Here is a 21806-nt window from a genome sequence, read left to right on the forward strand (position 1 = left end):
CCGTCCCTCCCGAGCATGGTCGGCCCGGATTGTTCTGGGCCGGCCTCCTGGCACGTCTTCAAGGCAGTCGCACATGCGCCCCAACCGATCCAAATCGCTGCAGTCCAATACGCTCGCCGGATGGCTGATGAGTGGCCCAGCCCTGCTGCTGATTACCCTTTTCCTGATCGTGCCGTTTCTCCTGGCCTTCTGGTTTTCCTTTACCAATCAGCGGCTGATTTCGCCCAATCCGACCCAGTTCGTCGGCACATCCAATTTCGAGCAATTGCTGGGCGTCGGCGCCCTGGTGCTCGAACCCGAAACGGCCGCAGACGGTAGTCTTGTCGTCGCCGATGACGGCGAGCTGAGCTACCCGCGGGTGCGCGAATTCACCCGCAACAATCCCGATTTCCAGCACCTCAACGGCATGCGCGAATGGTTCGGCTGGGACTGGGGCAATTCCAAGGTTCTGGTGCTCGCCCGCGACCTCGTGTTTATGAAGGCGCTGACCAATACGCTCTTCTTCGTTGCCGTCGTCGCGCCGCTGCAGTCGCTGATCGCGCTCCTCCTAGCATTGATGATCAACCAGAAACTGCTCGGCATCAACGTTTTCCGCACCGTCTATTTCATGCCGGTCGTCGTCTCCATCGTCGTTGTGTCCCTGCTCTGGCGCTTTATCTATGACGGGCGCAGCGGGCTCCTCAACAACCTCCTGCAGTTCCTCTCCTTCGGCCAATTCCAGCCGGTCGATTGGCTCGGCAATCCCGATACGGCCATGTGGGCCATCATCGTCATGTCGATCTGGCAGGCGGTCGGTTTCCATATGGTCATCTGGCTGGCAGGTCTGCAGAACATTCCGCTCACCCTCTATGAAGCCGCCGATATCGAAGGCGCCTCGAGTTGGCAGAAGTTCCGCTTCGTTACATGGCCGGGCCTGCGCAACACCGCTGTGCTGATCCTTGTGGTCATCACCATGCAGGCTTTTGCGCTCTTTTCGCAGATCGACGTCATGACCAATGGCGGGCCGCTCGATTCAACCCAGACACTGGTCTTCCAGGCGGTGCAGCGCGGTTATGAGCAACAAAATATCGCCGGTGGCTCCGCCATCTCGGTCCTGCTGTTCCTCATGGTGCTCACCATCTCGCTGGTCCAGCGCTACGTCACCAGGGAACGCTAACACATGGCTGCTGTCACCTCGCCCAATCAACGCCTCAAGATCAGCCTCAAATATCTGCTGCTGATCCTTGTCGCCCTGATTTTCGTCTTCCCCATCGTCTTCATGGTGGTGAGTTCGTTCAAGCCCGACCTGCAATTGCTGCGCGACACGTCCTCCATCCGCGCCTTCCTTCCGATCGGCGACATTTCACTGGATAATTACTTCGCCGCGTTCCGCCGTGCGCCGGTGGGGCTGTTCGTCTTCAACTCGATCTTTGTCACGACGCTGACTGTGATCGGCTCGCTGTTTCTCTGCTCTATGGCCGCCTTTGCCTTCGTCTTCCTCGAGTTCCGCGGCAAGGAAATCGTGCTCTCGATCATCATCGCGACGTTGATCGTGCCCTTCGAAACCATTGCCGTGCCGATGCTTATGGTGGTCAATTCCCTGCCCTGGATCGGCGGCAGCGGCGTTACCTGGGGCTGGCTCAACACCTATCACGTCCAGATCGTGCCCTTCCTTGCCGATGCGCTGACCGTCTTCCTCTTCGTGCAGTTCTTTCGCGACTTGCCCAAGGAGCTTATCGAGGCGGCACGGCTGGATGGCGCAAGCTGGTTCCAGGTCTATTCCATGGTCATCGTGCCGATCGCCGGCCCGGTATTCGCAACCGCCGCGATCCTCAAGTTCCTGGCCATGTACAACCAGTACCTCTGGCCGCTGATGGTCACCCAATCCGAGCAGTTCCGGCCGGTCATGGTCGGTCTTCAATACTTCTTCCAGCTCAACACCGCCTGGGGCGAAGTCATGGCTTACCTCTCCATGATCACCCTGCCGGTCCTCGCCTTCTACCTTTTCCTCCAGCGTGCCTTCATCACCTCGATCGCCTCGACCGGCATCAAGGGCTGACGTCGTTATTTAGAAAGACAAGACTTTGGTTCTCGCACTTAAAGACAAATGGATTTGGGACTTCTGGACCTATCGCGATGGCGATGACTACCACATCTATTTTCTCCAGGCCGACAACACCCTCGCCCATCCCGATATGCGCCACCGCAATGTCACCCAGGGCCACGCGGTCTCCAAAGACCTGATCAACTGGACCCATCTCGGCACTACCTTTGCGCCGGCCGCACCCACCGCCTGGGACGACTGGACCACCTGGACCGGCTCGACCCTGCGCGATGATACGGGCCTGTGGCACCTGTTTTACACCGGCACCGAGCACGCCGAAGAGGGCATGAAGCAGCGCATCGGCCACGCCACCTCCACTGATGGCCACAACTGGACCCGCGTCGGCAATGGTCTGGCGCTCGACATTTCTGGTCCCGATTATGAGGAATACACCCCCGGTCACTGGCACGACCGCGCCTTCCGCGATCCGTGGGTGATGAAGAACCCCAACGGCGATGGCTGGCTCATGTACATGGTCGCCCGCCAGCCCGGCACCGTCGAACCCAACGCTGGCGGCACGGTCGGCTTTGCCACTTCGCCCGATCTCAACACCTGGACGCTGCAGCCCCCCGTTTATAAGGGCGGCATGTTTGGCCAGATGGAAGTGCCGCAGGTCTTCGAAGTCAACGGCAAGTGGTACATGCTGTTCTGCACCGATGGCTCGCACTGGTCCGAAGCCTACAAGAAGTTCAACCCCGAAACGCCCGTTCGCGGCTCGCATTATCTCATGGCCGATGATCCGCAGGGACCATGGGACGTCGCACCCGGCCCGTTCTTTGATGGCGCTCAGGGCAGCCGCTATGCCGGGAAGATCGTCGAAACCGACAAGGGCCTCGTTTATATGGGCTTTCTCCACGACGCCGCCGATGGCTCGTTCATCGGCCAGGTTTCGGACCCGATCCCGGTACGCGTCGATGCCGATGGCCTGCTGCACACCGAACTCGACAAGCTCCCGCCTGGCGCCAAGGTCTAAGCGGAAAACGGAGACAACATCATGGCTGGACTGAGCCTGCAAAACCTCCAGAAGACCTATGGCAAAGTCGAGGTCATCAAGGGCGTAAATCTCGAAATCGAACACGGCGAATTCGTCGTCTTCGTCGGCCCGTCCGGCTGTGGCAAATCCACATTGCTCCGCATGATTGCGGGGCTCGAGGACATCACCGGCGGCGAGTTGAGCATCGGCGGCCAGGTGGTCAACACCGTGCAGCCGCGCGATCGCGGCGTCGCCATGGTGTTCCAGTCCTATGCGCTTTATCCGCATATGACGGTCTATGATAATGTCGGCTTTGGCCTTCGCATCAAGAAAACCCCCAAGGCCGAGCGCGACGCCAAGATCCGCGAAGCCGCGCGGATCCTGCAGATGGAACACCTGCTTGATCGCAAGCCGGCCCAACTTTCGGGTGGCCAGCGCCAGCGCGTTGCCATCGGACGTGCCATCGTGCGCGAGCCCGAAGTGTTCTTGTTCGACGAACCGCTGTCCAATCTGGATGCGTCACTGCGCATGGACATGCGCATGGAGATCTCAAAGCTGCATCAGGATCTCGGCGCCACGATGATCTATGTGACGCACGATCAGGTCGAGGCCATGACGCTGGCCGACAAGATCGTCGTTCTCAATGCCGGTGTCGTGCAGCAGGTCGGCTCGCCGCTTGATCTCTATCACCACCCGGCAAATCTCTTCGTCGCGGGGTTCATCGGATCGCCCAAGATGAACTTTGTCGAGGTGAAGGTCACCGAGATTGCTTCTGGTACCGTAGCCGTATCGGGCCCGGACTTGAGCGCAATCTCAGTGCCCGTCGCCACCGCGGGCCTCGACATCGGCAGTCCCCTGACGCTCGGCACCCGCGCCCACCATCTGCTCCCCGCAGACCAGGGCGCCATCACCGGAACCGTGACCTTGGTCGAGCATCTGGGCAATGAGACAATCGTCAACATGCGCCTGGCGTCCGGCAAAGCCGTCGTTGTCGGGCTGGGTGGGGACTTCAGGGTCGCCGTGGGCGACACCCTGCATCTCAACCCGGATGTTGAGAAGGTGGTGCTATTCGATTCCGCGGGTGAAGCACTGCCCCGATGACGAAGCAGGGACGCAGCCAAGCTGCTATCGATAAGTGGATAGCTGAATGGGGTGGAAAGCTGGCGGGTTGCTTTGGGCTGGCGATCCCGCGTTAGCGGACTTCACTCAGGGAGGGAGCCCGGAACGGTTATGCCCCGGGCCTCCGACGTCTAATGCTCCATGCCAATGGCTCTGCGGATGGCTATTTGCACAGCAGAGGGTGGTAGCGACGGGTCAAACTCACTCTTCGGCAGGAGCGGCGGTTGGGCCATGAAACGCGGCTCTGTCCCGCCATGCGGCTGCGCAGAATGCACAAGGAAGGGATGGCAGAGATAGACGGTTCCGACAGGGCCGGTGGCCGACACTTCTTCACAGTCCGCGGTCGAGGCGAAGCCATCGGCGGCGAGTTCACCAAGCGTGAGGCCACCCTCTCCGGCGGGCAGCAACTGCCTGGCGATAGCGCGGTGCGACCCCTTCCTGATTCTGGTCGGTGCATCCTGGTCCCCGACATCGGAGAAGAGGAACAGCATGAGCAGGGCGCGGCCACTGCTTTTCACGTTGACCCGCCACTGCATGAAGTCGGGGTTGTCGGTACCGAAGCTGGCATCGACGTGCCATCCGGCATCAGCCGGATCGTTTGGCGACGGAAAGCGCACCGGAAAAGTGCCCAAGCCATTGGGCTGCAACCAACGGCCCTGGCCGACCAACGCATCGTAAGCTGCGTGCAAATGCGGGGTGTTGGCGGCGTCGACGAAAGGCTTGCCTGTCATGAAACCCAAGCGGACAACAGGCTGTTTCCATGTCTCTGGCGCATCTGGGGAAAGCCCCATGGCACCCCAAAGCTGGTCCCGCCCTTGTGCGGCAAGGTCGCCACCGAAGGCACCGTCTAGTTTGATATATCCATGTTCAATGAAGTGCGCGATCTGAGCCTGGCTCAGACCGGAATGAGAAACTTCCGACATTCAATAATTCTCCGCACGGCCTCCACGCGGGACAGGCCGTTATGATCTCAAAAGGCACCTGGGGGTGCCACGACGACACTGGGTCGTCAGATCAGCGGGAAGAATGTGGACCTAAACATCATCATGGCGCCTGTTTAGCAGCTGGATTTTTTCAGGCAAGAACTTCGGCAATCGGACCTTAAGCCAGAGACCGATGTCCGCTTTTCCGAAATGGTTGGAAGCCATCTTTCGACCGGAACGGGATCGGTAACCGCCCGGCGAAGACGGGGTGGAACGCGGACGGGTAGTTGCAAGAATTCAAGAACAGCGCTGCCAGCTACAACATCATCTGGTTTTGCGTTCTTGTTGCCCAATGCGGCCAGCACTTGATTACGCGTCGCTGGAAAAAGTCGACTTAAGGCGCAACGGAACCTCCGCCATCTCGGGCAGCATGTCGGCCTGAGGCACGACCAGATCAGCCAAAACATACCGATCCGATGCGTCCAGAAAGGCTTGGGTCGCGGCGGCGAGCACTTTGGGCAGGCGGCAGCGTTCGACGATGGTGCACTGCTCCCCTCGCATGCAGCCGACCACGGCAAAGTCAGGCTCGGTCGCGCGCAGCACGTCCCCAATGCTGATATCCTTTGCTGACCTTGCCAGCACGAGCCCACCGTTGCGGCCTCGGCTTGGCCGGATGAAGCCGGCTTTGGCAAGATGGAGGGCCACCTTCATCAGATGATGACGCGATATCCCATAAGCCCCCGATGCCTCGGCGATGGTGACGCGCCGCTCTGGCTGCTCGGCCAGCAGCAGCAGTAGCCGCAAGGAATAGTCGGTAAACTGGGTGAGACGCATTTGGCTGCTCCATCTGGATGGGCTCCCCTTGGCGGGGAGCCCACATGGGCTAGGGCTGAACCACGGCGGCGGGACTGCCATGCGGATGTTCGGCATTGGGCAGATGCGTCAGCAGTTCCCCATCCGCAGCGGGTACTGAGAGAGCGGCGTCATAGTCGTAGAACACGGCATGCAGGCCCCAGTAGCTGCCGGCAATGATCACCATGGCAGCGACAATGCCGGCGGGTACGCTCCCAACCGCGGGCACCAGTCCACGAAGTCTGAAACCAGATGGCGAGGGGTCGGCGGCGATCAGAAACAGGGTGCCCATGATCAGAGCGTGCCCCACGAGGTCAATGCGCCCAAAGGGATAGACGGCGGTGGTGAAAATGATCAGCAGGGCAATGGCGGACAGGCGACGGATAAGGGGCGTCCACAGCAGGCCAAAGCCCATGGTGAACTCAGCGACCCCGGCCATGGGAATAAAGGCGTCGCGGGACATGCCAAAAGTCAGGAAGGGGCGCTCGTCGACCAGAGGATAAAACCACTCTGCATAGGCAAATTTCTCAAGGCTCGACCACATCAGGGCAATGGCCACACCCCAGCGCAAGACGGTAAAGCGATGCTTGTACCATCTGCTGGTCGGATCGGATGCAAGGACGAGGAAACCGGCGACGCCGACACCCAGCGCCAGATAGTCGAGCAGATGGAAAAAGTCATAGTCGCGCAGGGCGATGGCCCAAAGCCCGATGATCCCTGCTGCTGCCAAGGGCATGGTGCGGCGGGAAAATACCAAAAGGGCAATCAGCAATTGCAGCCAGGACACCCATTCGTTGGGGGTCTGCAGATCGGGGGTCAGATAAACGCCGCCGACAGCGAAAATGGCGACGAAAAAACCGCCGATGATGGCGCGCATGAAATCGTCGGACCGCGCCCAGAGCGGGCCGCTGAAGCGGTCAAGCGCCCCGGTGACACTGACGCCGACGCGCCCCTGCTCGGCCAGGACGGTCGCGGCGAAAAAGGCCACCACCAGGATCAGACCAAGCCAGAACCAGCCATTGGTAAGAGTGTCTGTGAGCGGTGCGGGGGCGGCGCCGACCACATAGGGGGCAAACCATTTCACATGGGCCTGGGCGGGCATCGTCACCATCAGGCTGGCCAGCGACAGGGTCGAAAACCCTAGGACCAGCCTTGGCCAGATCGCCGGCCCTCTATTGCGTTCATAGAGGCATTTCGGAAGAATCGTCACGTTGAGCTCCATCGCTGCTGCGTGGATTGCAGTTGATGGAGTTATAAAGATGCATTTCAGATGCATCTTTGATTTGGATCAAGTCCCTGATCGCCGCGTAGCTTCATGGTCCTCTCAGAAAAGGGGATCACTTCATGGATTTACTCAAATGGGGCACCGCCGTCGTGTTGGCGGGCGCGTTTGCCGGCGCCCTTGTGGTGCGCGACCAACCCGCAAGCGCGATATCAACGCTAGCCTTGCCCATCGTCTGCAGCAGTGCAGACGCTGATCATGGAGCCGTTTCGATGCAGGGGCATATCGACATGATGGCAGCAATGGCGGACGCGGGTCATGCGGCATTGCTCCAGACCATGGAGCCCATGCACTCCGACATGATGAAAGGGATGACAGCGGTCGAATTCCAGACCGCCTTTATCTGCAGCATGATCCCCCATCACCAGGGTGCGGTGGAAATGGCGCAGGTGGCTCAAGAATTCGCCACCGATCCATGGATAAAGATGTTTGCCCAAGAGATCATCACCGACCAACAGGTCGAAATCTCCCAGATGCACGCCTGGTTGGCCCGCTTGCCCTTGCAGACTCCGGACTGACACGAGCCGCCAGTATACCTGGTCGTCGGACCAGTTTTTGTCCACGTTCTCGGTTGACTGACGGGAACGGCAATTTTCGGGTGGTCGCTCTGGCGGTCTGAACGGCCGGGATGGGGTCGACTGCTGCCGGACAGGAACGCGCCCCGTACGGTCGTGGGTCGGTGGCTCACAGCGGCCAGACGATCAGCAGCAGCGGGATACTGACCCCCACCACCAGTATTTCAAGCGGCAGACCCAGCTTCCAGTAGTCGCCAAAGCCAAATCCGCCTGGCCCGAGAATCAGGGTGTTGTTCTTCGGCGGTCACACGGTGGCAGTAGTCGGGATTGGTGCTGGTCTTGACCTGATTGATCAGGTCGCGAACCAGCGCGTGCTCCTGGGTGGCGCAGAACACCAGCGTCTTCTGGCGCTGGTCGATCTGGTTCATGAATTCGCGGACGCGGGCCAGCTCGCGGTCGGCGATGATGATGCGATTGTTGAAATCGCCCTCTTCGAAGCTGTCACAGCAATTCGTGGGAGACAGACTTCGAGCCGTATGTAACCTGCAGGACCCACGATGCAGGCTCAAGGAGCATAACACTGAGTGATTTTCGTCGAACGCAATCGCAGCTTCAGAGCCTCCGAAACGTATTGCGGGGATTTACGCGATGCCGCCAAATCTCGACGATGACAATCAGACTGCTCAGCGCCTCAAATCATCCGCTCAGTTCGCCACTTTGACTTCCTAAAAGCAGTCGGTCCGCTCAAGTTCAGGCAATGGCGATAACGGGGAGTTGCAGACAGGCAGCTTTCGGTGAAAAAGCTAGGAAGCTGCCAATCTGAACCGCTCAATCCAAGTCGGCATCTACTTTCGTGATCAGGCCTTTGTCGTCGGTCGACAAATTGAGCACGCCGGTCTCATGACCGAAATCGCCGGTAAAATCGACATGCACCAGGGCACGGTGATCACCGGTCCTTTCGACGGAGAGGACTTTGGTGGACGTGTGGTAGCCGACGAAGAATTGCTCGAGATAGCGGCGGACGCCGGCCGTGCCTGCGAACGTGTCGCCAACGGACACGTCATCGATGACGGCGTCGGTGGCAAACAGGGTCAGGGCCGTCTCGACGTCGAAAGCATTGGTCGCCGCGATGAGGCGGGTGATGAGGTCTTGCATGCTGGTCTCCTGTTTCCGGGTCAAATGAGGTAGCCGCCTGAGACTTCGATCGACTGGGCATTGATCCAGCCATTGGCGTCAGACAGCAGGCTGGCCACGACCCTGCCCACATCGTCAGCTTCCCCGACGCGGCCCAGCGCCGTCTGGCCCGCCAGCATGGCCTCGAATTCGTCATTGAGGCCGCCACCCAGCTCGGTGCGGATGGCGCCCGGGGCAATCGAATTGGCCCGAATGCGACGGGTACCGAATTCCTTGGCCATGTAGCGGGTGAGGACCTCGAGCCCACCCTTGAACGCGGCATAGGGCGCCACGCCGGCCGTGGCGACGCGACTGGTGGCGCTGGCCATGTTGAGAATATGGCCGCCATCGGCCATCAGCGGCAGCAGCGCCTGGGTGAGGAAGAACGGCCCCTTCAGATGCACGTTGAACAGACCATCGAATTGTTCCTCTGTAACCACGGGAATTGGCGCGTAGAGCCCGTAGCCGGCATTGTTGACGAGAGCATCAAAGTCGGCGCGCTGCCACTTGCTCAGTAAGGTGCTGGCGACGGCATCGCGGAAGGGCGCAAAGGAGGCGCTTACCCCCACGTCGAGCTGCAGCGCAACTGCCTGACCGCCAGTCTCCTCGATGCTCAGGACGACACGTCGTGCTGCTTCCGGGTTCTGGTTATAGGTCAGGATCACACCCATACCCGCCTGCGCGCAGGCCTTGGCGGCGCTGGCGCCGATACCGCGACTGCCCCCTGTAATGATAACGATGTCCATCTGCTTCTCCTGTGGTTGTCCGTGGGGACAGCAATAGGGAAGTGAGCAGAAGACCGCTCATCCGATACTGGCTGGAAATTGCCTATTCCTGCTTTGCTTACATTTGGCCCGCCGGCGTGATGCCGGCAGGCCCGGCGATCAGTAGCCGTTGCCGCGGATGCCGCCGCTGGCGCGGATCGACTCGCCGGTGATCCAGCCGGCATCGTCGGATGCCAGGAAGACGGCCAGCGGCGCGATGTCCTCTGGATGACCCATGCGGCGGAGTGGCGTGCCGGCAATGGTGTTCTCCAGCAATGCGCCAACAAACTGCGGCGCGGTGGCCGGTGTGAGCGTCGCGCCGGGCAGGATGGAGTTGACCCGGATCTTGCGTGGCCCCAGCTCGCGGGCCAGTGCAAAGGTCACGGTGTCAACGGCGCCCTTGGTGGCCGAGTAGACACTGGTGCCGACCTCGGGATCGGTGCTCAGGATCGAGCTGATATTGATGATGCTGCCACCTTCATCCATCAGCTTGATGGCCTCGCGGATGGCGAGGAAATAGCCGAGCAGATTGACATTGAATTGCCGGTGAAAGGCCTCTTCGGTGAGGTCGGCGACCATTTCGAAGGCGGCAATGCCGGCATTGTTGACCAGAATGTCGACCTTGCCGAACTCGGCCTTCACCGTGTCGAACAGCCGGATCACGTCCACCGCCTGGCTCATGTCGGCCTGCACGGCGATCGCGGTGCCGCCCGCCGCCGTAATCGCGTCCACGACGGCCTTGGCGCCCGATGGGCTCGTGGCATAGTTGACGACCACCGTCGCCCCGGCCGCGCCGAGACCCTTGGCAATACCGGCGCCAATGCCGCTCGATGCGCCGGTGACGACGGCGATCTTTCCGCTCAATTTCATAAAACAATCCTTGCTGGCGACAGGCAGTGCCCGGCGGGCCCTGCTGCATCGCCGCCCGGATGTGGACATGGCGGGTCCGGGCGCGTGCCCATTTCTCGCGATTGCTTGCCTATTCTTCTCATCGCCTTGTGCTGGACCGGCCGGGGTGTCATATCGAGGGCATGGAACAGGCACTCGACGAACTGCGCGGCATCGTCATGCGCGCCGGCAATAAATGGACTGAGACGGGTATTCCGCGGGTCGAGATGGTGCGGGGCGAGGCCTGCTCGGATCAGGTTTATCAGCCGATGCTGCACCTGGTGCTGCAGGGCAAGAAGATCCTCTCGGTGGGTGACCAGATCCTGCAGTTCGAGCCGGCCACCTATTTCGTCGTGCCGGTGGACGTGCCGGCCATCGGCCAGCTGTGCTTTGACCGGCCCGACAGCCTCTATCTGGCGCTTAGCCTGACGCTGGACCCCACCATCGTCGCCGCCATGCTGCTCGAGCATGACAATGGCCCCAGCGCGGCCGTGTCGTCATTTTCCGTCTCGGCCGCCAGCGACGAGCTGATCGACGCCTGCCTGCGCATGCTGCGCCTGGTCGACCGGCCCGATGAAATCGCCATGCTGGCGCCGATGATCGAGCGCGAAATCCTGTTTCGCGTGCTGCAGGGGCCGCAGGGCGACGTGCTGCGCCAGATCGGCCGGGCCGACAGCCGGCTCTCCCAGGTGCGCAAAGCGATCGACTGGATTCGGGTGCATTACACCGAACCCTTCCGCGTCGAGCCGCTCGCCGCCATGTCGGGCATGAGTGTCGCGGCCTTCTATCGCCACTTCCGGGCGGTCACCGCGATGACGCCGATCCAGTATCAGAAAAAGCTGCGTCTGCTCAAAGCCCGGCGCATCCTGCTGTTCGAGCCGCGCGATGCGGTCGCGGTGGCCTTTTCGGTCGGTTACGAGAGCGCATCGCAGTTCAGCCGGGAATATGCCCGCATGTATGGCCTGCCGCCGGTGCGCGACGTGGCCCGTTTCCGCACGCCCAACGCCAGGGGCGGCAGTTCCGTGGACCTGTCCGGGCAGGCCACCGCATAAGATTGACCCTGGGATCAGGCGGCCCGGAAAGCCTGCGTGGTTTTTGCCAGGTCCTTTGAGGGCGGCAGGCCGAAGAGGCGCGCATATTCGCGGCTGAACTGGTTGGGGCTTTCATAACCGACGAGGAAAGCCACGGACGTGGCATTGCCCTGGCCGCCGAGCAGCAGCGAACGGGCATGCAGCAGGCGGACGCGCTTCTGGTATTGCAGCGGGCTGAGGGCCGTCACCGCCTTGAAGTGGCGGTGAAAGGCCGAAACGCTCAAGGCGACCATATCGGCCAGCTCTTCCATCCGGATCGGCGTGGCGAAGTTGCGCCGGATCCAGGCGATGGCGACGCTGATCCGGGACAGGGCCGTGTCCGGCGTCGCAATATCGCGCAGCATCCAGCCCTGCGGCCCCTGCAGCACGCGGAACAGGATTTCCCGCTCATAGGCCGGCGCGAGCGCGGCGATTTCGTCGGGGCGGTCCAGCAGCCGCATCATCCGCAGCCAGGCGTCGAGCAGTTCCGGCGTCACCGGTGCCACCGAAAACCCTGAATCGAACAATTGCCCGCCCAGGGGCTTGGGGAGTTCAGCCAGAAGGTTGGCAATGATAGTCGGCTCGAGCGCGAGCTTGACCGCCAGATAGGGTTGCCCATCGCTCGACGGGTGGATGGCGCCGGCGGCCGGCAGGTCGACAGACATGACGAAATAGGTCGCCGGATCATAGTCGAAGGTCTTCTCACCCACGGTCATGGTTTTGCTGCCGGTCAGGATCAGGTTGATCATCGGCTCGTAGACGGCGGACAGCTGATGCTCGGGCACCTCGCCCTGCACCATGGCGACGCGCGGAATGCCGGTTTCGGTGATGCGGTTCTCCGCCCGGGCGGCCAGTTTTCGCAATTCTTGTAGTTGCTGTTCCATGGCCGGACTGTGTCAGAGCCGGCGCGGCACCGCAAGCGCGGAGCAGGATCAGGCAAGCAATGCGGAGAAACGGGTGAGTGCGCGACGTGGCGGGGGCCTAGGTTCAGCCCCCAGCACGACCATCTCGATGGTCCTTCTAAGGAAACCACCTGCCATGACAAAACTGATGCTCTACGGGGCGACCGGCTATACCGGTCGCCTGATCGCCGCGGCGGCCAAGGCGGCCGGAACGCCGCTTATTCTGGCCGGGCGCAGCCAGGCGCCGCTGGCCCAGCTCGCCACCGAACTCGGTCTCGCCTATCGCGTGTTCGGCCTCGATGACCCGACGGCTATTGACGCGGCCCTGGTCGATGTCGACGTGATCATCAACGCCGCGGGGCCATTTATGCGCACCGCATCGGCCCTGATGCAGTCAGCCATCCGCAGTCACGTCCATTATATCGACGTCGCCGCCGAACTCGACAGCTACCTGCTGGCCGAAACCTTGGACGAGCAGGCCAAGGCCGCCGGTGTCATGCTGATGCCGGGCGGTGGCGGCAGTGTCGCCATGCTGGGGAGCCTCGCTGCCCATGCTGTGGCGCGGGTGACCGGGGCCAGCCGCATTCGCACCGTCCTGCATGTCAGGGGCGGCATGTCGCGCGGCTCGGCGATCAGCGCCACCGAGAATGTCACCACCGGCACCTTGGTCGTCGAGAATGGCCAGCTGGTCGGCCTTTCAACCGGTGCGATCCAGCAATTCGACTTCAGCCACGGCCCGGTCGACAGCTTTGCCGTGACCTTGCCCGATCTCATCACCATTGGACGGTCAACGGGCGTCGCCAATATCGAGACCTTCGTGCATGTGACGGGGGGCGGTTTCCCACAGGGCGACCTGGCCGCGCTCCCCGATGGGCCGACCGAGGATGAACGCCTGGCCAACCGCTATCAGGCGGCGATCGAGGTCACCGCTGCCGATGGACAAATCGTGCGGTCGCGGCTCGACACCGTGAACGGCTACAGCTTTGCCGCCATGGCGGCCGCCGAAGCCGGGCGACGGGCGCTGGGCGGCGCGGTCCGTCCGGGGTTCCAGACCCCGGTAGAGGTCTTCGGCAGCGACTTTGCCCTCAGCATTGGCGATACGACGATCGTCGATCTCTGATCTGGCTGACAGCATTGGACTGCGCCCGGGTATTGCTCCGGGCGCAGTCCTTCGACAGAAGTGGTTGCCGTTCAGTAGCCGGCGCCGCGCACGCCGCCGCTGGCACGGATCGCCTCGCCGGTGACCCAATGGGCGTCGTCGGATGCCAGGAATACGGCCACCGGCGCGATATCCTCGGGCTCGCCGAAACGGCCCAGCGGGGAGCCGGCCAGCAGCTTCTCGCCGAACGCGCCGGCAAAATTGCCATCGGTGAGCGGCGTATTGGTCAGGCCCGGCAGGATCGAATTGACCCGGATATTGCGCGGCCCAAGTTCGCGCGCCAGCGCGAAGGTCATCGTGTCGATCGCGCCCTTGGTGGCCGAATAGACGCTTGAGGAGGGGCTGGGATCAGTGCTCAGGATCGAGCTCAGGTTGATGATGCTGCCGCCGCTCTCGCCGAACAGCTTGAGCGCTTCGCGAATGCCGAGAAAGACGCCCAGGACATTGACGTTGAACTGGTGATGAAAGGCGGCCTCGGTCAGGTCCGCCACCATCTCGTATTGCGACACGCCGGCATTGTTCACCAGCACGTCCAGCCGGCCATACTGGGCTTTGACCTGCTCGAACAGGTGCACTACATCGGCCGACTGGCTCATGTCTGCCTGCACGGCAATGGCCACACCGCCCGCTGCAGCGATGTCGGCGACCACGGCGTCGGCCCGTGGCTTGCTGGTGGCATAGTTCACCACGAAACTGGCGCCTTCGGCAGCCAGCGCCCGGGCAATGCCGGCGCCAATGCCGCTCGATGCGCCGGTTACGACGGCTACTTTTCCACTTAGTTTCATAGGATCACACTCGCGCTTGGATGGTCGCGAGCATCAGTGCCCATCGACATGTGACAGGTAGAGTGGCCAAGACGGAAATGCGTGCCGGTTTCTATCGACCTCTTGCCCATTCTTCTCACGCTTGACCAACAGGAGCGGATCCGCAATGTCACCGCGGCCGTGCACCTGACCCTGTTGGCTTTCGCGCCCAACGGCAGCTTTAAGGATGCTGCAAGCTCATTTCGAAGGTCCGTATTGGGGCGCTTGCTGCCAGTCGGCAAAGCGGAACCTGTCGGGTTGCTAGCGCCGGACTTCTCGCCATACGCCGAAGACGACCACCGCCACGTCATCACGGACAGCCCTCGGCTCGTCTGCGACGAGCGTGGCGAGGTCATCACTCAGCAGTGCGTGCGTCCGTAGATGCACGCACTGCGCCGTGGAATCCTCTTCAGTCACGACGGTCAGAGAGCGAGTTGGGTGTAGACTGCTTCAAAGCGCTCGCCGACCTTCTTGGGCACCTTGACGGCCTTGACGGCGTCGAGATTGGCAAGATCATCGCCAACGAAGATCAGGCCGACCATGCCCATGGCAAAATGGGGCGTGCACTTGACGCCGTAGACGCCGGCCACGTCGAAAGTGACCGTGTAGGTTTCGTTGACCTTGCTTTTGAAGGGCTCGACGCCTTCAGGCAGCATGTCCTTGATGGTTTCGACATTGTGGCCCTTGTCGGTGGGGATGAAGGTCACCGTGTCGCCCGGCTGCACCTGAACGAAGGCGGGCTCGAACACCATGCTGCCCGCCACACCCTTGTTGAGCATGTGCACCTCGAAATCAGCGGCAAAGGTGGGTGCGACCGCAAGCCCCGCAAGGGCAAAAACCGCGATCACAGTCTTGAGAGTGTTGCGCATCAGTGAATTCCTTCAATTCAAGGTCCATCCGTGAACCCATTGACCGTTCTCTATGCGCGTAACTGCTACCTATCTTTGATGCAGAACAAATACCCGCTGAATTTTTATTCAGAAGTATCAATCGTTTATTTGCGCTCGATCAAACAGGAAGGACCAGATCGCCAGTAATAGAGACGTTATGGGCCCACGACAGTCGAGCCCAAAGATAGGACAGACAGATGGCCGATTTCCCGAGAATTTCCCGCCGCGCCTTGCTTGCCGGTGCAACTGCAGTTGGCGCCGCAGCACAGTTCGCGTCCATGTTGCCCGCGGCCGCGCAGGAAGCCGCTGCCAGCGCTGCCGCCATCGATTTGAGCACGCTGGAGCGGGTGAAGGTCGAGCTCGTGGCGCCGCCTTTTGTCCATGCGCATGATCAGATCGCTACCGGTGGTCCGCGGATCGTTGAGTTCACCCTGACCATCGAGGAGAAGGTTCACGAAGTGGACAATGACGGCACCACTGTGTGGGCCATGACGTTCAATGGCTCGGTCCCCGGCCCGCTCATGGTCGTGCACCAGGATGACTATGTCGAACTGACGCTGATCAATCCCGATACCAATCTCATGCAGCACAATATTGACTTCCATTCGGCAACGGGCGCCTTGGGCGGCGCGGGCCTGACCATCGTCAATCCGGGCGAAAAGGCCGTGCTGCGCTTCAAGGCCACCCGGGCCGGCGTCTTCGTCTATCATTGCGCCCCCGAGGGCATGGTGCCCTGGCACGTCACGTCGGGCATGAACGGCGCCATCATGGTGCTGCCGCGCGATGGCCTGACCGACGGCAAGGGCAATGCCCTGGCCTATGACCGGGTCTACTATGTCGGCGAGCAGGACTTTTATGTCCCCAAGGACGCTGACGGAAATTACCTCACCTATGAAAGCGTCGGCGACGGCTATGCCGATACGCTCGAGGTCATGCGCAAGCTGGTTCCCAGCCATGTGGTGTTCAATGGCAAGGTCGGTGCCCTTACCGGCGAGAATGCGATGACCGCCGCGGTCGGCGAACGGGTGCTGGTGATCCACTCCCAAGCCAACCGCGATACGCGCCCCCACCTGATCGGCGGGCATGGCGACTTTGTCTGGCAGAGCGGCAAGTTCCACAACGCGCCCGAAGTCGACCTTGAAACCTGGTTCATCCCCGGCGGGGCGGCCGGCGCGGCGCTCTACACCTTCTTGCAGCCGGGCGTCTACGCCTATGTGAACCACAATCTGATCGAGGCCTTTGAACTGGGCGCTGCCGGCCACTTCAAGGTAAGCGGCGACTGGAACGACGACTTGATGACCAGCGTGCTGGCCCCCAGCCCGATCTGATCAATCACTTCGCATCCCTCTTCGCGGCGCCACGGGCGCCGCGTATCCCCTCCTCAGGATCAGCCCAATGATCGCCCTCGCCCGCCCGTTCAATGCGCTCCTCAATTCGGTGGCACTGCCGGCTAGCCTGCTGATTGTTGGCGTCATGCTGGTCGGATCGCAGCTTGATGTGCCGCAGTTCGCCTTCGGCAATTCCCGCCTGGCAGGGCCCGAGCAGGTCACGCTGGCGCCTGCAGATTTCACCTACCGTGCCGCGGGCCATTTCCTGCGCGATGGCATCCCTGTGGATGCGCCGATGCTGCAGACACGGCTTGATGCGCCCCTGACCATCATGAAGTATCAGGTGCGCGCCGCCGACTATGCCGCCTGCGTCGCCGATGGTGCCTGCGCACCGGCCGAGCCGCGCCATATCGGCAAGGGCAATATTCCCGTGACCGGCGTCAACTATGACGACGCCACCGACTATGCTGCCTGGCTGTCCGGCCGAACCGGCGAAAACTGGGAACTGCCCACCGACGAGCAATGGGCCTTTGCCGCCGGCGCGGGGTTTGCCGATGATGCCTTGGGACTCGCAGCGGACAATGCCAATCCGGCCGCCCGCTGGCTCGCAAGCTACGAAAAGGAGGCCGCCCGCAACAGCGAGGCCGGTCGTACACCCCTGCCCCTTGGCAGTTTTGGCAGCAACGAAAACGGCGTGGCCGATATGGGTGGCAATGTCTGGGAGTGGACGCAGACCTGCCACCGCCGGGTGCATGTCGATGCCGCCGGTGCCATCCTGAGCGAGACCCCGGCCTGCACGATCAAGATCCTCGACGGACAGCATCGCACGCCGATGAGTTTTTTCATCCGCGACGCCAAGAGCGGGGGCTGCTCGGTCGGCATTCCGCCTGCCAATCTGGGCTTCCGCCTGGTGCGGCAGCCCGCCTGGCACGAAACGCTGAGGACTATGCTCCATCTCTGAGTATGCCAGCCGATTGCCGAGTATCAGCCGGTCGCTTTATCGTGTAAGTCACGCCCGACAACACGATAGGACAGCAGTTTGGCCGGAATTGACCGCAGCCTCGTCCGCGCTTTGCCACTCTTTGCAAAGCTGAGCGACGCCGACCTCGATCGCCTGCTGGCCCGCGCCACGCTCCGCCGCGTCGCCATGAACGAAGCCGTGTTCGAGCAGGGGCAGATGGCCGACCGGTTCTTCCTGCTCCTGCATGGGCGGCTCAAGGTGACCCAGGTCACCGCCGATGGGCAGCAGATCATCGTCCGCATGGTGCATCCCGGCGATATCTTCGGCATTGCCAAGGCTCTGCAGCGCGATGATTACCCCGGCACGCCCACTGCGTCCGCCGAAAGCCTGGTGCTCTGCTGGCCGACCGAAGTGTGGGGCCAGTTCATCGAGCAGAACCCGCATCTGGCGGTCAACGCCATGCAGACCATCGGTCAGCGCCTGCAGGAGGCTCACACCCGCATGCGCGAAATGGCCACCGAGGATGTGGAGCGCCGCGTCGCTCATGCCGTGCTGCGGCTGATCGAACAGGCCGGCAAAGCCGAGGGCGACGGCATCCGCATCGACTTCCAGATCTCGCGCCAGGACATTGCCGAAATGACCGGCACGACACTGCACACCGTCTCGCGCATTCTGAGCGCCTGGGAAGGAAAGGGCTTGGTCGAGGGCGGGCGGCAGAAACTGCTGGTGCGCGATGCGGCGGGCCTGCGGCTGCTGGCCGAGGGCGGAGCCAGCTAGACGCCCGGCTCGTTGCGCCAGCACAAAGACCCTGACGCCATCGGCAGCTAGACCGCCCGCAGAGCACGCCGCTCGACCGGAGCAGCCATGACCCAGATCCCCGCTGACACCACCAAGCGCCAGCCCGTTCCCCGCGGCATTGCCCGCAGCGGGCCAGTGCTCTTCTCCTATGGCTTCCGGCCTTTCTTCCTCGCCGCGGGCATCTGGGCCATGGCAGCAATGGTGCTGTGGATCGGCGCCCTTGCAGCGGGATGGGATATCGGGGGAAGCTATGGCGGGGCCTATTGGCATGCCCATGAAATGCTGTTTGGCTACAGTTCGGCCGCGCTGGCCGGCTTCCTGCTGACCGCCGTACCGAACTGGACGGGGCGCCTGCCGGTATCGGGTACGCCCTTGATCGTGCTGTTTGCGGTCTGGTGCGCGGGACGATTGGCGCTGCTGGCCCCCGATATGCTCGGCCCGCCGCTATCCATCGCCGTGGACGCGGCCTTTCTGCCGCTGCTGCTGGCCATCTGCGCCCGCGAGATCATTGCCGGGCGGAAATGGAAGGACCTCAAGATCCTGGCGGGGATTTTGGCCCTTGCCCTGGCCAATCTGAGCTTTCATCTGCTGATGGCCTCAGGCGGCGATACGGGCATGGCCAATCGGCTGGGCGTTGCCGCCTTCATCATGCTGATCACCGTCATGGGGGGACGAGTCGTGCCCAGCTTCACCCGCAACTGGCTGGCCAGGCGCCATGCCACCCAACTGCCTTCGCCCTATGATCGCTTCGACACTGTCACCCTGCTGACCGGGCTTGTTGCCTTGACGCTCTGGGCCATGCTGCCAGAGACGCTCTGGTCGGCCGTGGCCTTCCTGCTGGCAGCGGGTCTGCATCTGGCGCGGCTCTGGCGCTGGCGCGGCTGGCAGTGCTGGGACGAGAAACTGGTGCTGGTGCTACACCTTGGCTACGCCTTCGTGCCGGCCGGGTTCCTGGCCGTAGCGCTGGCGCAGCTGGGCTGGGCCGAACCCGTGGCGGCACTGCATTTTTTCACCGTGGGCGCCATCGGCCTGATGACCCTGGCCATCATGAGCCGGGCAACACGCGGCCATACTGGCCTGCCCCTGACCGCCTCGGTCATGACCACCGCGAGCTATGCCGCCTTGATCGCGGCGGCGCTGCTGCGGCCGCTTGCCAGCATCTGGCCCGACAGTGCTACCGAACTGCTCTCGGCCACCGGCCTGTGCTGGATCACCGCCTTTGCGCTCTATGTCATCGAGTATGGCCCGGTCCTACTGCAACGACGGCGCGAACGGGGCGAGTGACCGGCCCGGCTCAGGCCCGACCTCCTGCCCGGATCAGCATCCGGTAGGCCACGCCAGTTTCATCGACATCGCCAATCCAGGCATGATCCAGCGCCTTGAGCGCGGCAAGCAGCGCCATCGGCTCACGTTCGAGCAGCGCAAACAGCACCTGGCCCTCGCTCATGCTGCCGAGCCGCGCCAGGATGCGCTCCATTGACCCGGTCGAGTCGGTAGTGGTGCCATCAAGATAAAAGATCGGGTCGGGCCAGGTTTCGGGCACCTCTGGATGCGACTCGCTCGCATCGATCGGCGTGAACAGCACTTCCCAATCGCCATTCGCCAGTGGACTGGCAACACCGGCAAGGCCCTGGCGGGCGAGAACCGCAAACAGCGGCTCGGGCCGGAAGGTGGTGTAAAGCCTGAGGCGCTGGCCGTTGGCCAGTCGCCCCACCGCCGCCATGATGGCGCCGAAGGGTTCGCCGCCATCGCGCAGGAGCGGGCGAACATCGAGTTCGAGATCGATCATGGCAGTATCCTCGCACATCGTCGGGAGAGCGGCAGGTGGGCGCCAGAATGTCACGGAGCCCGATGGCGACGCACTGCCGAAACGCCCCGGCTGCCGCTGAAAGGCAGATTGACAGGTCTGGTCGAGCCTAGGGCCTGCAAGCACTCCCCACTTTGTTGCCGGACAAACAAGCAGTGCTGCTGCGAGATGGGCAATATGACCATCTCGACGCGCCGCGACCCGACTAAAGCCGGCTCATCAGCGCCCCTGCCGCCAGGCGTGCGCGTGCCGCGAGAAGCAGTCGCTGGCGGGTGACGCCGTCCTGCGCCACCACCGCTTTGAGCAGGTCCACCAGTTCATCGCCGATGGCGCCAATCAGCCCGGCGCTGTGCAGCGGCAGCGCGACGAACGCGCAATCGAGCAGGATCGCGCCCAGCCGCTCGATGGCTTCGGTGTCCAGCAGGCGCAATGCGCGGGCGAGCCAGTCGCCGTCGACTGCCGGACGATGGTCGAAGAACAGGGTGGCGCGCAGGAAGGCCCCGGCCGCGAGCTCTGCCTGCCCCCAGCGGTTGCCAATGAGGCCATCCATTGCGGGTCGCAGAGAGTGGTCACGGCGAATGCGCTCGCTTAGCGCCGTCACAAGCTCGTCAATGTCGGCCTCGTCGATATACAGGGCCGGTGCCAGCAGCGTGTGAGGCATGTAGCGCGTCTTTCCAGCGGGATCAGCGACACATTAGGCGATCAGACGGGATTGAAGTTGATCCCGGACAAACCCGTCGCAGATCGTGCTGCTAAGTCTCGGCATGACCGGGCCTACCACCCGAGGCAACAGGAGAATGATTCGGTGAACCAGTTCATTGCCGCGCTGCTGACCTTCCTGGCGCTGCACACCATTCCGGCCATTCCCGGCCTGCGGGCGCGCCTGGTCGCCGCAATCGGCCGCCGGACCTATCTGATCGTCTATTCGCTGGTCTCCATCCTGGCCCTGGCCTGGCTGTTCCAAGCGGCGCTGCGCCTGGATTTCATTGCCCTTTGGCAGCCGGCCGACTGGCAGGCCTGGGCCACAATCGTCCTGACGCCGATCGGGTTCTTCTTTCTCCTGGCCGGCCTGCTCAGTCCCAATCTCGCGTCGATCAGCCTGCGCAAGCCGGAGCTGCCCCCCGGGGCGATCACCACAATCACCCGCCATCCCGTACTCTGGGGCTTTGTCCTGTGGGCCGGCAGCCATCTGGTCCCCAATGGCGACCTGCGCAGCCTGCTGCTGTTTGGCCCGCTGTCCGCCTTTGCTGTACTGGGCATGGTCAGCACCGACCGACGCGCCCGCCGTCGGCTGGGGGACCAATGGACGGCAATTGCCGACAGCACCTCTGTGCTGCCGTTCGCAGCGGTCCTGACGGGGCGCACCCGGCTTCGTCTTGATTTCCCATTGGTTGTATCTGTCCTGATCAGCGCCTTGCTCACGACATGGATGCTCATGGGCGGCCATGCGGCCTTGTTCGGCGCAGATCCTCTGACCATGGCGCTCATGTGATGTGCCGCTCAGCAGCCATCCAGT

The 21806-nt window shown here is 62.5% G+C and carries 24 protein-coding genes and 1 pseudogene; 13 read left to right on the forward strand and 12 right to left on the reverse strand.

The features are described from left to right. The first annotated feature begins 73 nt into the window (after positions 1 to 73). Genes GDR53_RS04570 through GDR53_RS04585 form a run of 4 tightly spaced genes read left to right on the forward strand, consistent with a single transcriptional unit; the run spans position 74 to position 4157 of the window. Positions 74 to 1156 carry a carbohydrate ABC transporter permease gene (locus GDR53_RS04570; protein WP_210321391.1) on the forward strand — a complete coding sequence of 361 codons (1083 nt, stop codon included), beginning with the start codon at positions 74 to 76 and terminating at the stop codon, positions 1154 to 1156. Positions 1157 to 1159: 3 nt separating this feature from the next. Then, the gene (locus GDR53_RS04575; protein WP_193336910.1) at positions 1160 to 2038 is read left to right on the forward strand and encodes a carbohydrate ABC transporter permease; all 879 of its coding nucleotides are present in this window, start codon (positions 1160 to 1162) and stop codon (positions 2036 to 2038) included. Between the two features lie 25 nt (positions 2039 to 2063). After that, positions 2064 to 3056 (forward strand): glycoside hydrolase family protein, encoded by a 993-nt coding sequence (locus GDR53_RS04580; RefSeq protein ID WP_193336912.1) that lies wholly within the window; start codon positions 2064 to 2066, stop codon positions 3054 to 3056. 21 nt (positions 3057 to 3077) lie between these two features. After that, positions 3078 to 4157, forward strand: coding sequence for an ABC transporter ATP-binding protein (locus GDR53_RS04585; protein ID WP_193336914.1), 1080 nt, complete (start codon positions 3078 to 3080; stop codon positions 4155 to 4157). Positions 4158 to 4306: 149 nt separating this feature from the next. On the opposite strand, the gene GDR53_RS04590 is transcribed toward GDR53_RS04585, so the two are convergent. The 3 genes from GDR53_RS04590 to GDR53_RS04600 all read right to left on the reverse strand — a co-directional run bounded on the left by GDR53_RS04590 (position 4307) and on the right by GDR53_RS04600 (position 7160). Continuing rightward, positions 4307 to 5098 (reverse strand): phytanoyl-CoA dioxygenase family protein, encoded by a 792-nt coding sequence (locus GDR53_RS04590; protein WP_193336916.1) that lies wholly within the window; start codon positions 5096 to 5098, stop codon positions 4307 to 4309. Positions 5099 to 5467: 369 nt separating this feature from the next. Beyond that, positions 5468 to 5932 (reverse strand): Rrf2 family transcriptional regulator, encoded by a 465-nt coding sequence (locus tag GDR53_RS04595; protein ID WP_193336917.1) that lies wholly within the window; start codon positions 5930 to 5932, stop codon positions 5468 to 5470. A 49-nt stretch (positions 5933 to 5981) separates the two neighbouring features. Next, entirely contained in the window at positions 5982 to 7160 is a 1179-nt protein-coding gene (locus GDR53_RS04600) for a hypothetical protein (protein WP_232846730.1), read from the reverse strand. A gap of 134 nt (positions 7161 to 7294) precedes the next feature. Here GDR53_RS04600 and GDR53_RS04605 point away from each other — a divergent pair, with 134 nt between their 5' ends. Further along, entirely contained in the window at positions 7295 to 7750 is a 456-nt protein-coding gene (locus tag GDR53_RS04605; RefSeq protein WP_193336918.1) for a DUF305 domain-containing protein, read from the forward strand. A gap of 290 nt (positions 7751 to 8040) precedes the next feature. Here the strand turns inward: GDR53_RS04605 and GDR53_RS19915 are convergent. From GDR53_RS19915 to GDR53_RS04625, 4 genes and pseudogenes are all read right to left on the reverse strand, one after another. Next, positions 8041 to 8250: pseudogene (locus GDR53_RS19915) on the reverse strand (hypothetical protein); the annotation flags it as partial. Positions 8251 to 8575: 325 nt separating this feature from the next. Beyond that, entirely contained in the window at positions 8576 to 8902 is a 327-nt protein-coding gene (locus tag GDR53_RS04615; RefSeq protein ID WP_193336920.1) for a nuclear transport factor 2 family protein, read from the reverse strand. Positions 8903 to 8922: 20 nt separating this feature from the next. Beyond that, positions 8923 to 9666 carry an SDR family NAD(P)-dependent oxidoreductase gene (locus tag GDR53_RS04620; protein WP_193336921.1) on the reverse strand — a complete coding sequence of 248 codons (744 nt, stop codon included), beginning with the start codon at positions 9664 to 9666 and terminating at the stop codon, positions 8923 to 8925. 138 nt (positions 9667 to 9804) lie between these two features. Continuing rightward, positions 9805 to 10554, reverse strand: a complete 750-nt coding sequence (locus GDR53_RS04625; RefSeq protein ID WP_193336922.1) for an SDR family NAD(P)-dependent oxidoreductase — start codon at positions 10552 to 10554, stop codon at positions 9805 to 9807. Between the two features lie 161 nt (positions 10555 to 10715). On the opposite strand from GDR53_RS04625, the gene GDR53_RS04630 reads away from it, so the two are divergent. Then, positions 10716 to 11624: an AraC family transcriptional regulator gene (locus GDR53_RS04630; protein WP_193336923.1), complete on the forward strand. Its 909-nt coding sequence runs from the start codon at positions 10716 to 10718 to the stop codon at positions 11622 to 11624. Between the two features lie 14 nt (positions 11625 to 11638). On the opposite strand, the gene GDR53_RS04635 is transcribed toward GDR53_RS04630, so the two are convergent. Then, complete coding sequence (locus GDR53_RS04635; protein ID WP_193336924.1) at positions 11639 to 12526, reverse strand: AraC family transcriptional regulator; 888 nt, start codon at positions 12524 to 12526, stop codon at positions 11639 to 11641. 154 nt (positions 12527 to 12680) lie between these two features. Between GDR53_RS04635 and GDR53_RS04640 the strand changes: the two genes are divergently transcribed. After that, positions 12681 to 13664, forward strand: a complete 984-nt coding sequence (locus GDR53_RS04640; protein ID WP_193336925.1) for a saccharopine dehydrogenase family protein — start codon at positions 12681 to 12683, stop codon at positions 13662 to 13664. A 71-nt stretch (positions 13665 to 13735) separates the two neighbouring features. Here the strand turns inward: GDR53_RS04640 and GDR53_RS04645 are convergent, their stop codons facing one another. Then, a complete protein-coding gene (locus GDR53_RS04645) occupies positions 13736 to 14488 on the reverse strand; it encodes an SDR family NAD(P)-dependent oxidoreductase (protein WP_193336926.1) in 753 nt (250 codons plus the stop codon). An 81-nt stretch (positions 14489 to 14569) separates the two neighbouring features. Between GDR53_RS04645 and GDR53_RS04650 the strand changes: the two genes are divergently transcribed. Further along, positions 14570 to 14887, forward strand: a complete 318-nt coding sequence (locus GDR53_RS04650; protein ID WP_193336927.1) for a hypothetical protein — start codon at positions 14570 to 14572, stop codon at positions 14885 to 14887. A 41-nt stretch (positions 14888 to 14928) separates the two neighbouring features. Here GDR53_RS04650 and GDR53_RS04655 read toward each other — a convergent pair whose 3' ends face one another. Beyond that, positions 14929 to 15375, reverse strand: a complete 447-nt coding sequence (locus tag GDR53_RS04655; RefSeq protein ID WP_193336928.1) for a pseudoazurin — start codon at positions 15373 to 15375, stop codon at positions 14929 to 14931. 218 nt (positions 15376 to 15593) lie between these two features. On the opposite strand from GDR53_RS04655, the gene nirK reads away from it, so the two are divergent. From nirK to GDR53_RS04675, 4 genes are all read left to right on the forward strand, one after another. Beyond that, the gene (gene nirK, locus GDR53_RS04660) at positions 15594 to 16724 is read left to right on the forward strand and encodes a copper-containing nitrite reductase (RefSeq protein ID WP_193336929.1); all 1131 of its coding nucleotides are present in this window, start codon (positions 15594 to 15596) and stop codon (positions 16722 to 16724) included. Between the two features lie 67 nt (positions 16725 to 16791). Next, a complete protein-coding gene (locus GDR53_RS04665; RefSeq protein ID WP_193336930.1) occupies positions 16792 to 17685 on the forward strand; it encodes an SUMF1/EgtB/PvdO family nonheme iron enzyme in 894 nt (297 codons plus the stop codon). A 78-nt stretch (positions 17686 to 17763) separates the two neighbouring features. Next, complete coding sequence (locus GDR53_RS04670) at positions 17764 to 18462, forward strand: Crp/Fnr family transcriptional regulator (RefSeq protein ID WP_193336931.1); 699 nt, start codon at positions 17764 to 17766, stop codon at positions 18460 to 18462. A gap of 87 nt (positions 18463 to 18549) precedes the next feature. Further along, on the forward strand, positions 18550 to 19767 hold the full coding sequence (locus tag GDR53_RS04675) for an NnrS family protein (RefSeq protein WP_193336932.1): 1218 nt from the start codon (positions 18550 to 18552) through the stop codon (positions 19765 to 19767). A gap of 10 nt (positions 19768 to 19777) precedes the next feature. On the opposite strand, the gene GDR53_RS04680 is transcribed toward GDR53_RS04675, so the two are convergent. Together GDR53_RS04680 and GDR53_RS04685 are read right to left on the reverse strand one after the other, a co-directional pair. Further along, on the reverse strand, positions 19778 to 20272 hold the full coding sequence (locus tag GDR53_RS04680) for a DUF2249 domain-containing protein (protein ID WP_193336933.1): 495 nt from the start codon (positions 20270 to 20272) through the stop codon (positions 19778 to 19780). 223 nt (positions 20273 to 20495) lie between these two features. Beyond that, positions 20496 to 20951 (reverse strand): hypothetical protein, encoded by a 456-nt coding sequence (locus tag GDR53_RS04685; RefSeq protein WP_193336934.1) that lies wholly within the window; start codon positions 20949 to 20951, stop codon positions 20496 to 20498. Between the two features lie 144 nt (positions 20952 to 21095). On the opposite strand from GDR53_RS04685, the gene GDR53_RS04690 reads away from it, so the two are divergent. After that, a complete protein-coding gene (locus tag GDR53_RS04690) occupies positions 21096 to 21782 on the forward strand; it encodes an NnrU family protein (protein ID WP_193336935.1) in 687 nt (228 codons plus the stop codon). Positions 21783 to 21806: the final 24 nt, after the last annotated feature.

The sequence above is a fragment of the Devosia beringensis genome, from assembly GCF_014926585.1.
GTDB classification, from domain to species: Bacteria; Pseudomonadota; Alphaproteobacteria; order Rhizobiales; family Devosiaceae; genus Devosia; species Devosia beringensis.

What these genes read in the sequence shown, in the direction of transcription:
- GDR53_RS04570 (WP_210321391.1), top strand. Translation starts at nt 74, where the DNA reads ATGCGCCCCAACCGATCCAAATCGCTGCAGTCCAATACGCTCGCCGGA.
- GDR53_RS04575 (WP_193336910.1), top strand. Translation starts at nt 1,160, where the DNA reads ATGGCTGCTGTCACCTCGCCCAATCAACGCCTCAAGATCAGCCTCAAA.
- GDR53_RS04585 (WP_193336914.1), top strand. Translation starts at nt 3,078, where the DNA reads ATGGCTGGACTGAGCCTGCAAAACCTCCAGAAGACCTATGGCAAAGTC.
- GDR53_RS04590 (WP_193336916.1), bottom strand. Translation starts at nt 5,098, where the DNA reads ATGTCGGAAGTTTCTCATTCCGGTCTGAGCCAGGCTCAGATCGCGCAC.
- GDR53_RS04595 (WP_193336917.1), bottom strand. Translation starts at nt 5,932, where the DNA reads ATGCGTCTCACCCAGTTTACCGACTATTCCTTGCGGCTACTGCTGCTG.
- GDR53_RS04605 (WP_193336918.1), top strand. Translation starts at nt 7,295, where the DNA reads ATGGATTTACTCAAATGGGGCACCGCCGTCGTGTTGGCGGGCGCGTTT.
- GDR53_RS04615 (WP_193336920.1), bottom strand. Translation starts at nt 8,902, where the DNA reads ATGCAAGACCTCATCACCCGCCTCATCGCGGCGACCAATGCTTTCGAC.
- GDR53_RS04620 (WP_193336921.1), bottom strand. Translation starts at nt 9,666, where the DNA reads ATGGACATCGTTATCATTACAGGGGGCAGTCGCGGTATCGGCGCCAGC.
- GDR53_RS04625 (WP_193336922.1), bottom strand. Translation starts at nt 10,554, where the DNA reads ATGAAATTGAGCGGAAAGATCGCCGTCGTCACCGGCGCATCGAGCGGC.
- GDR53_RS04630 (WP_193336923.1), top strand. Translation starts at nt 10,716, where the DNA reads ATGGAACAGGCACTCGACGAACTGCGCGGCATCGTCATGCGCGCCGGC.
- GDR53_RS04635 (WP_193336924.1), bottom strand. Translation starts at nt 12,526, where the DNA reads ATGGAACAGCAACTACAAGAATTGCGAAAACTGGCCGCCCGGGCGGAG.
- GDR53_RS04640 (WP_193336925.1), top strand. Translation starts at nt 12,681, where the DNA reads ATGACAAAACTGATGCTCTACGGGGCGACCGGCTATACCGGTCGCCTG.
- GDR53_RS04645 (WP_193336926.1), bottom strand. Translation starts at nt 14,488, where the DNA reads ATGAAACTAAGTGGAAAAGTAGCCGTCGTAACCGGCGCATCGAGCGGC.
- GDR53_RS04655 (WP_193336928.1), bottom strand. Translation starts at nt 15,375, where the DNA reads ATGCGCAACACTCTCAAGACTGTGATCGCGGTTTTTGCCCTTGCGGGG.
- nirK (WP_193336929.1), top strand. Translation starts at nt 15,594, where the DNA reads ATGGCCGATTTCCCGAGAATTTCCCGCCGCGCCTTGCTTGCCGGTGCA.
- GDR53_RS04665 (WP_193336930.1), top strand. Translation starts at nt 16,792, where the DNA reads ATGATCGCCCTCGCCCGCCCGTTCAATGCGCTCCTCAATTCGGTGGCA.
- GDR53_RS04675 (WP_193336932.1), top strand. Translation starts at nt 18,550, where the DNA reads ATGACCCAGATCCCCGCTGACACCACCAAGCGCCAGCCCGTTCCCCGC.
- GDR53_RS04680 (WP_193336933.1), bottom strand. Translation starts at nt 20,272, where the DNA reads ATGATCGATCTCGAACTCGATGTTCGCCCGCTCCTGCGCGATGGCGGC.
- GDR53_RS04685 (WP_193336934.1), bottom strand. Translation starts at nt 20,951, where the DNA reads ATGCCTCACACGCTGCTGGCACCGGCCCTGTATATCGACGAGGCCGAC.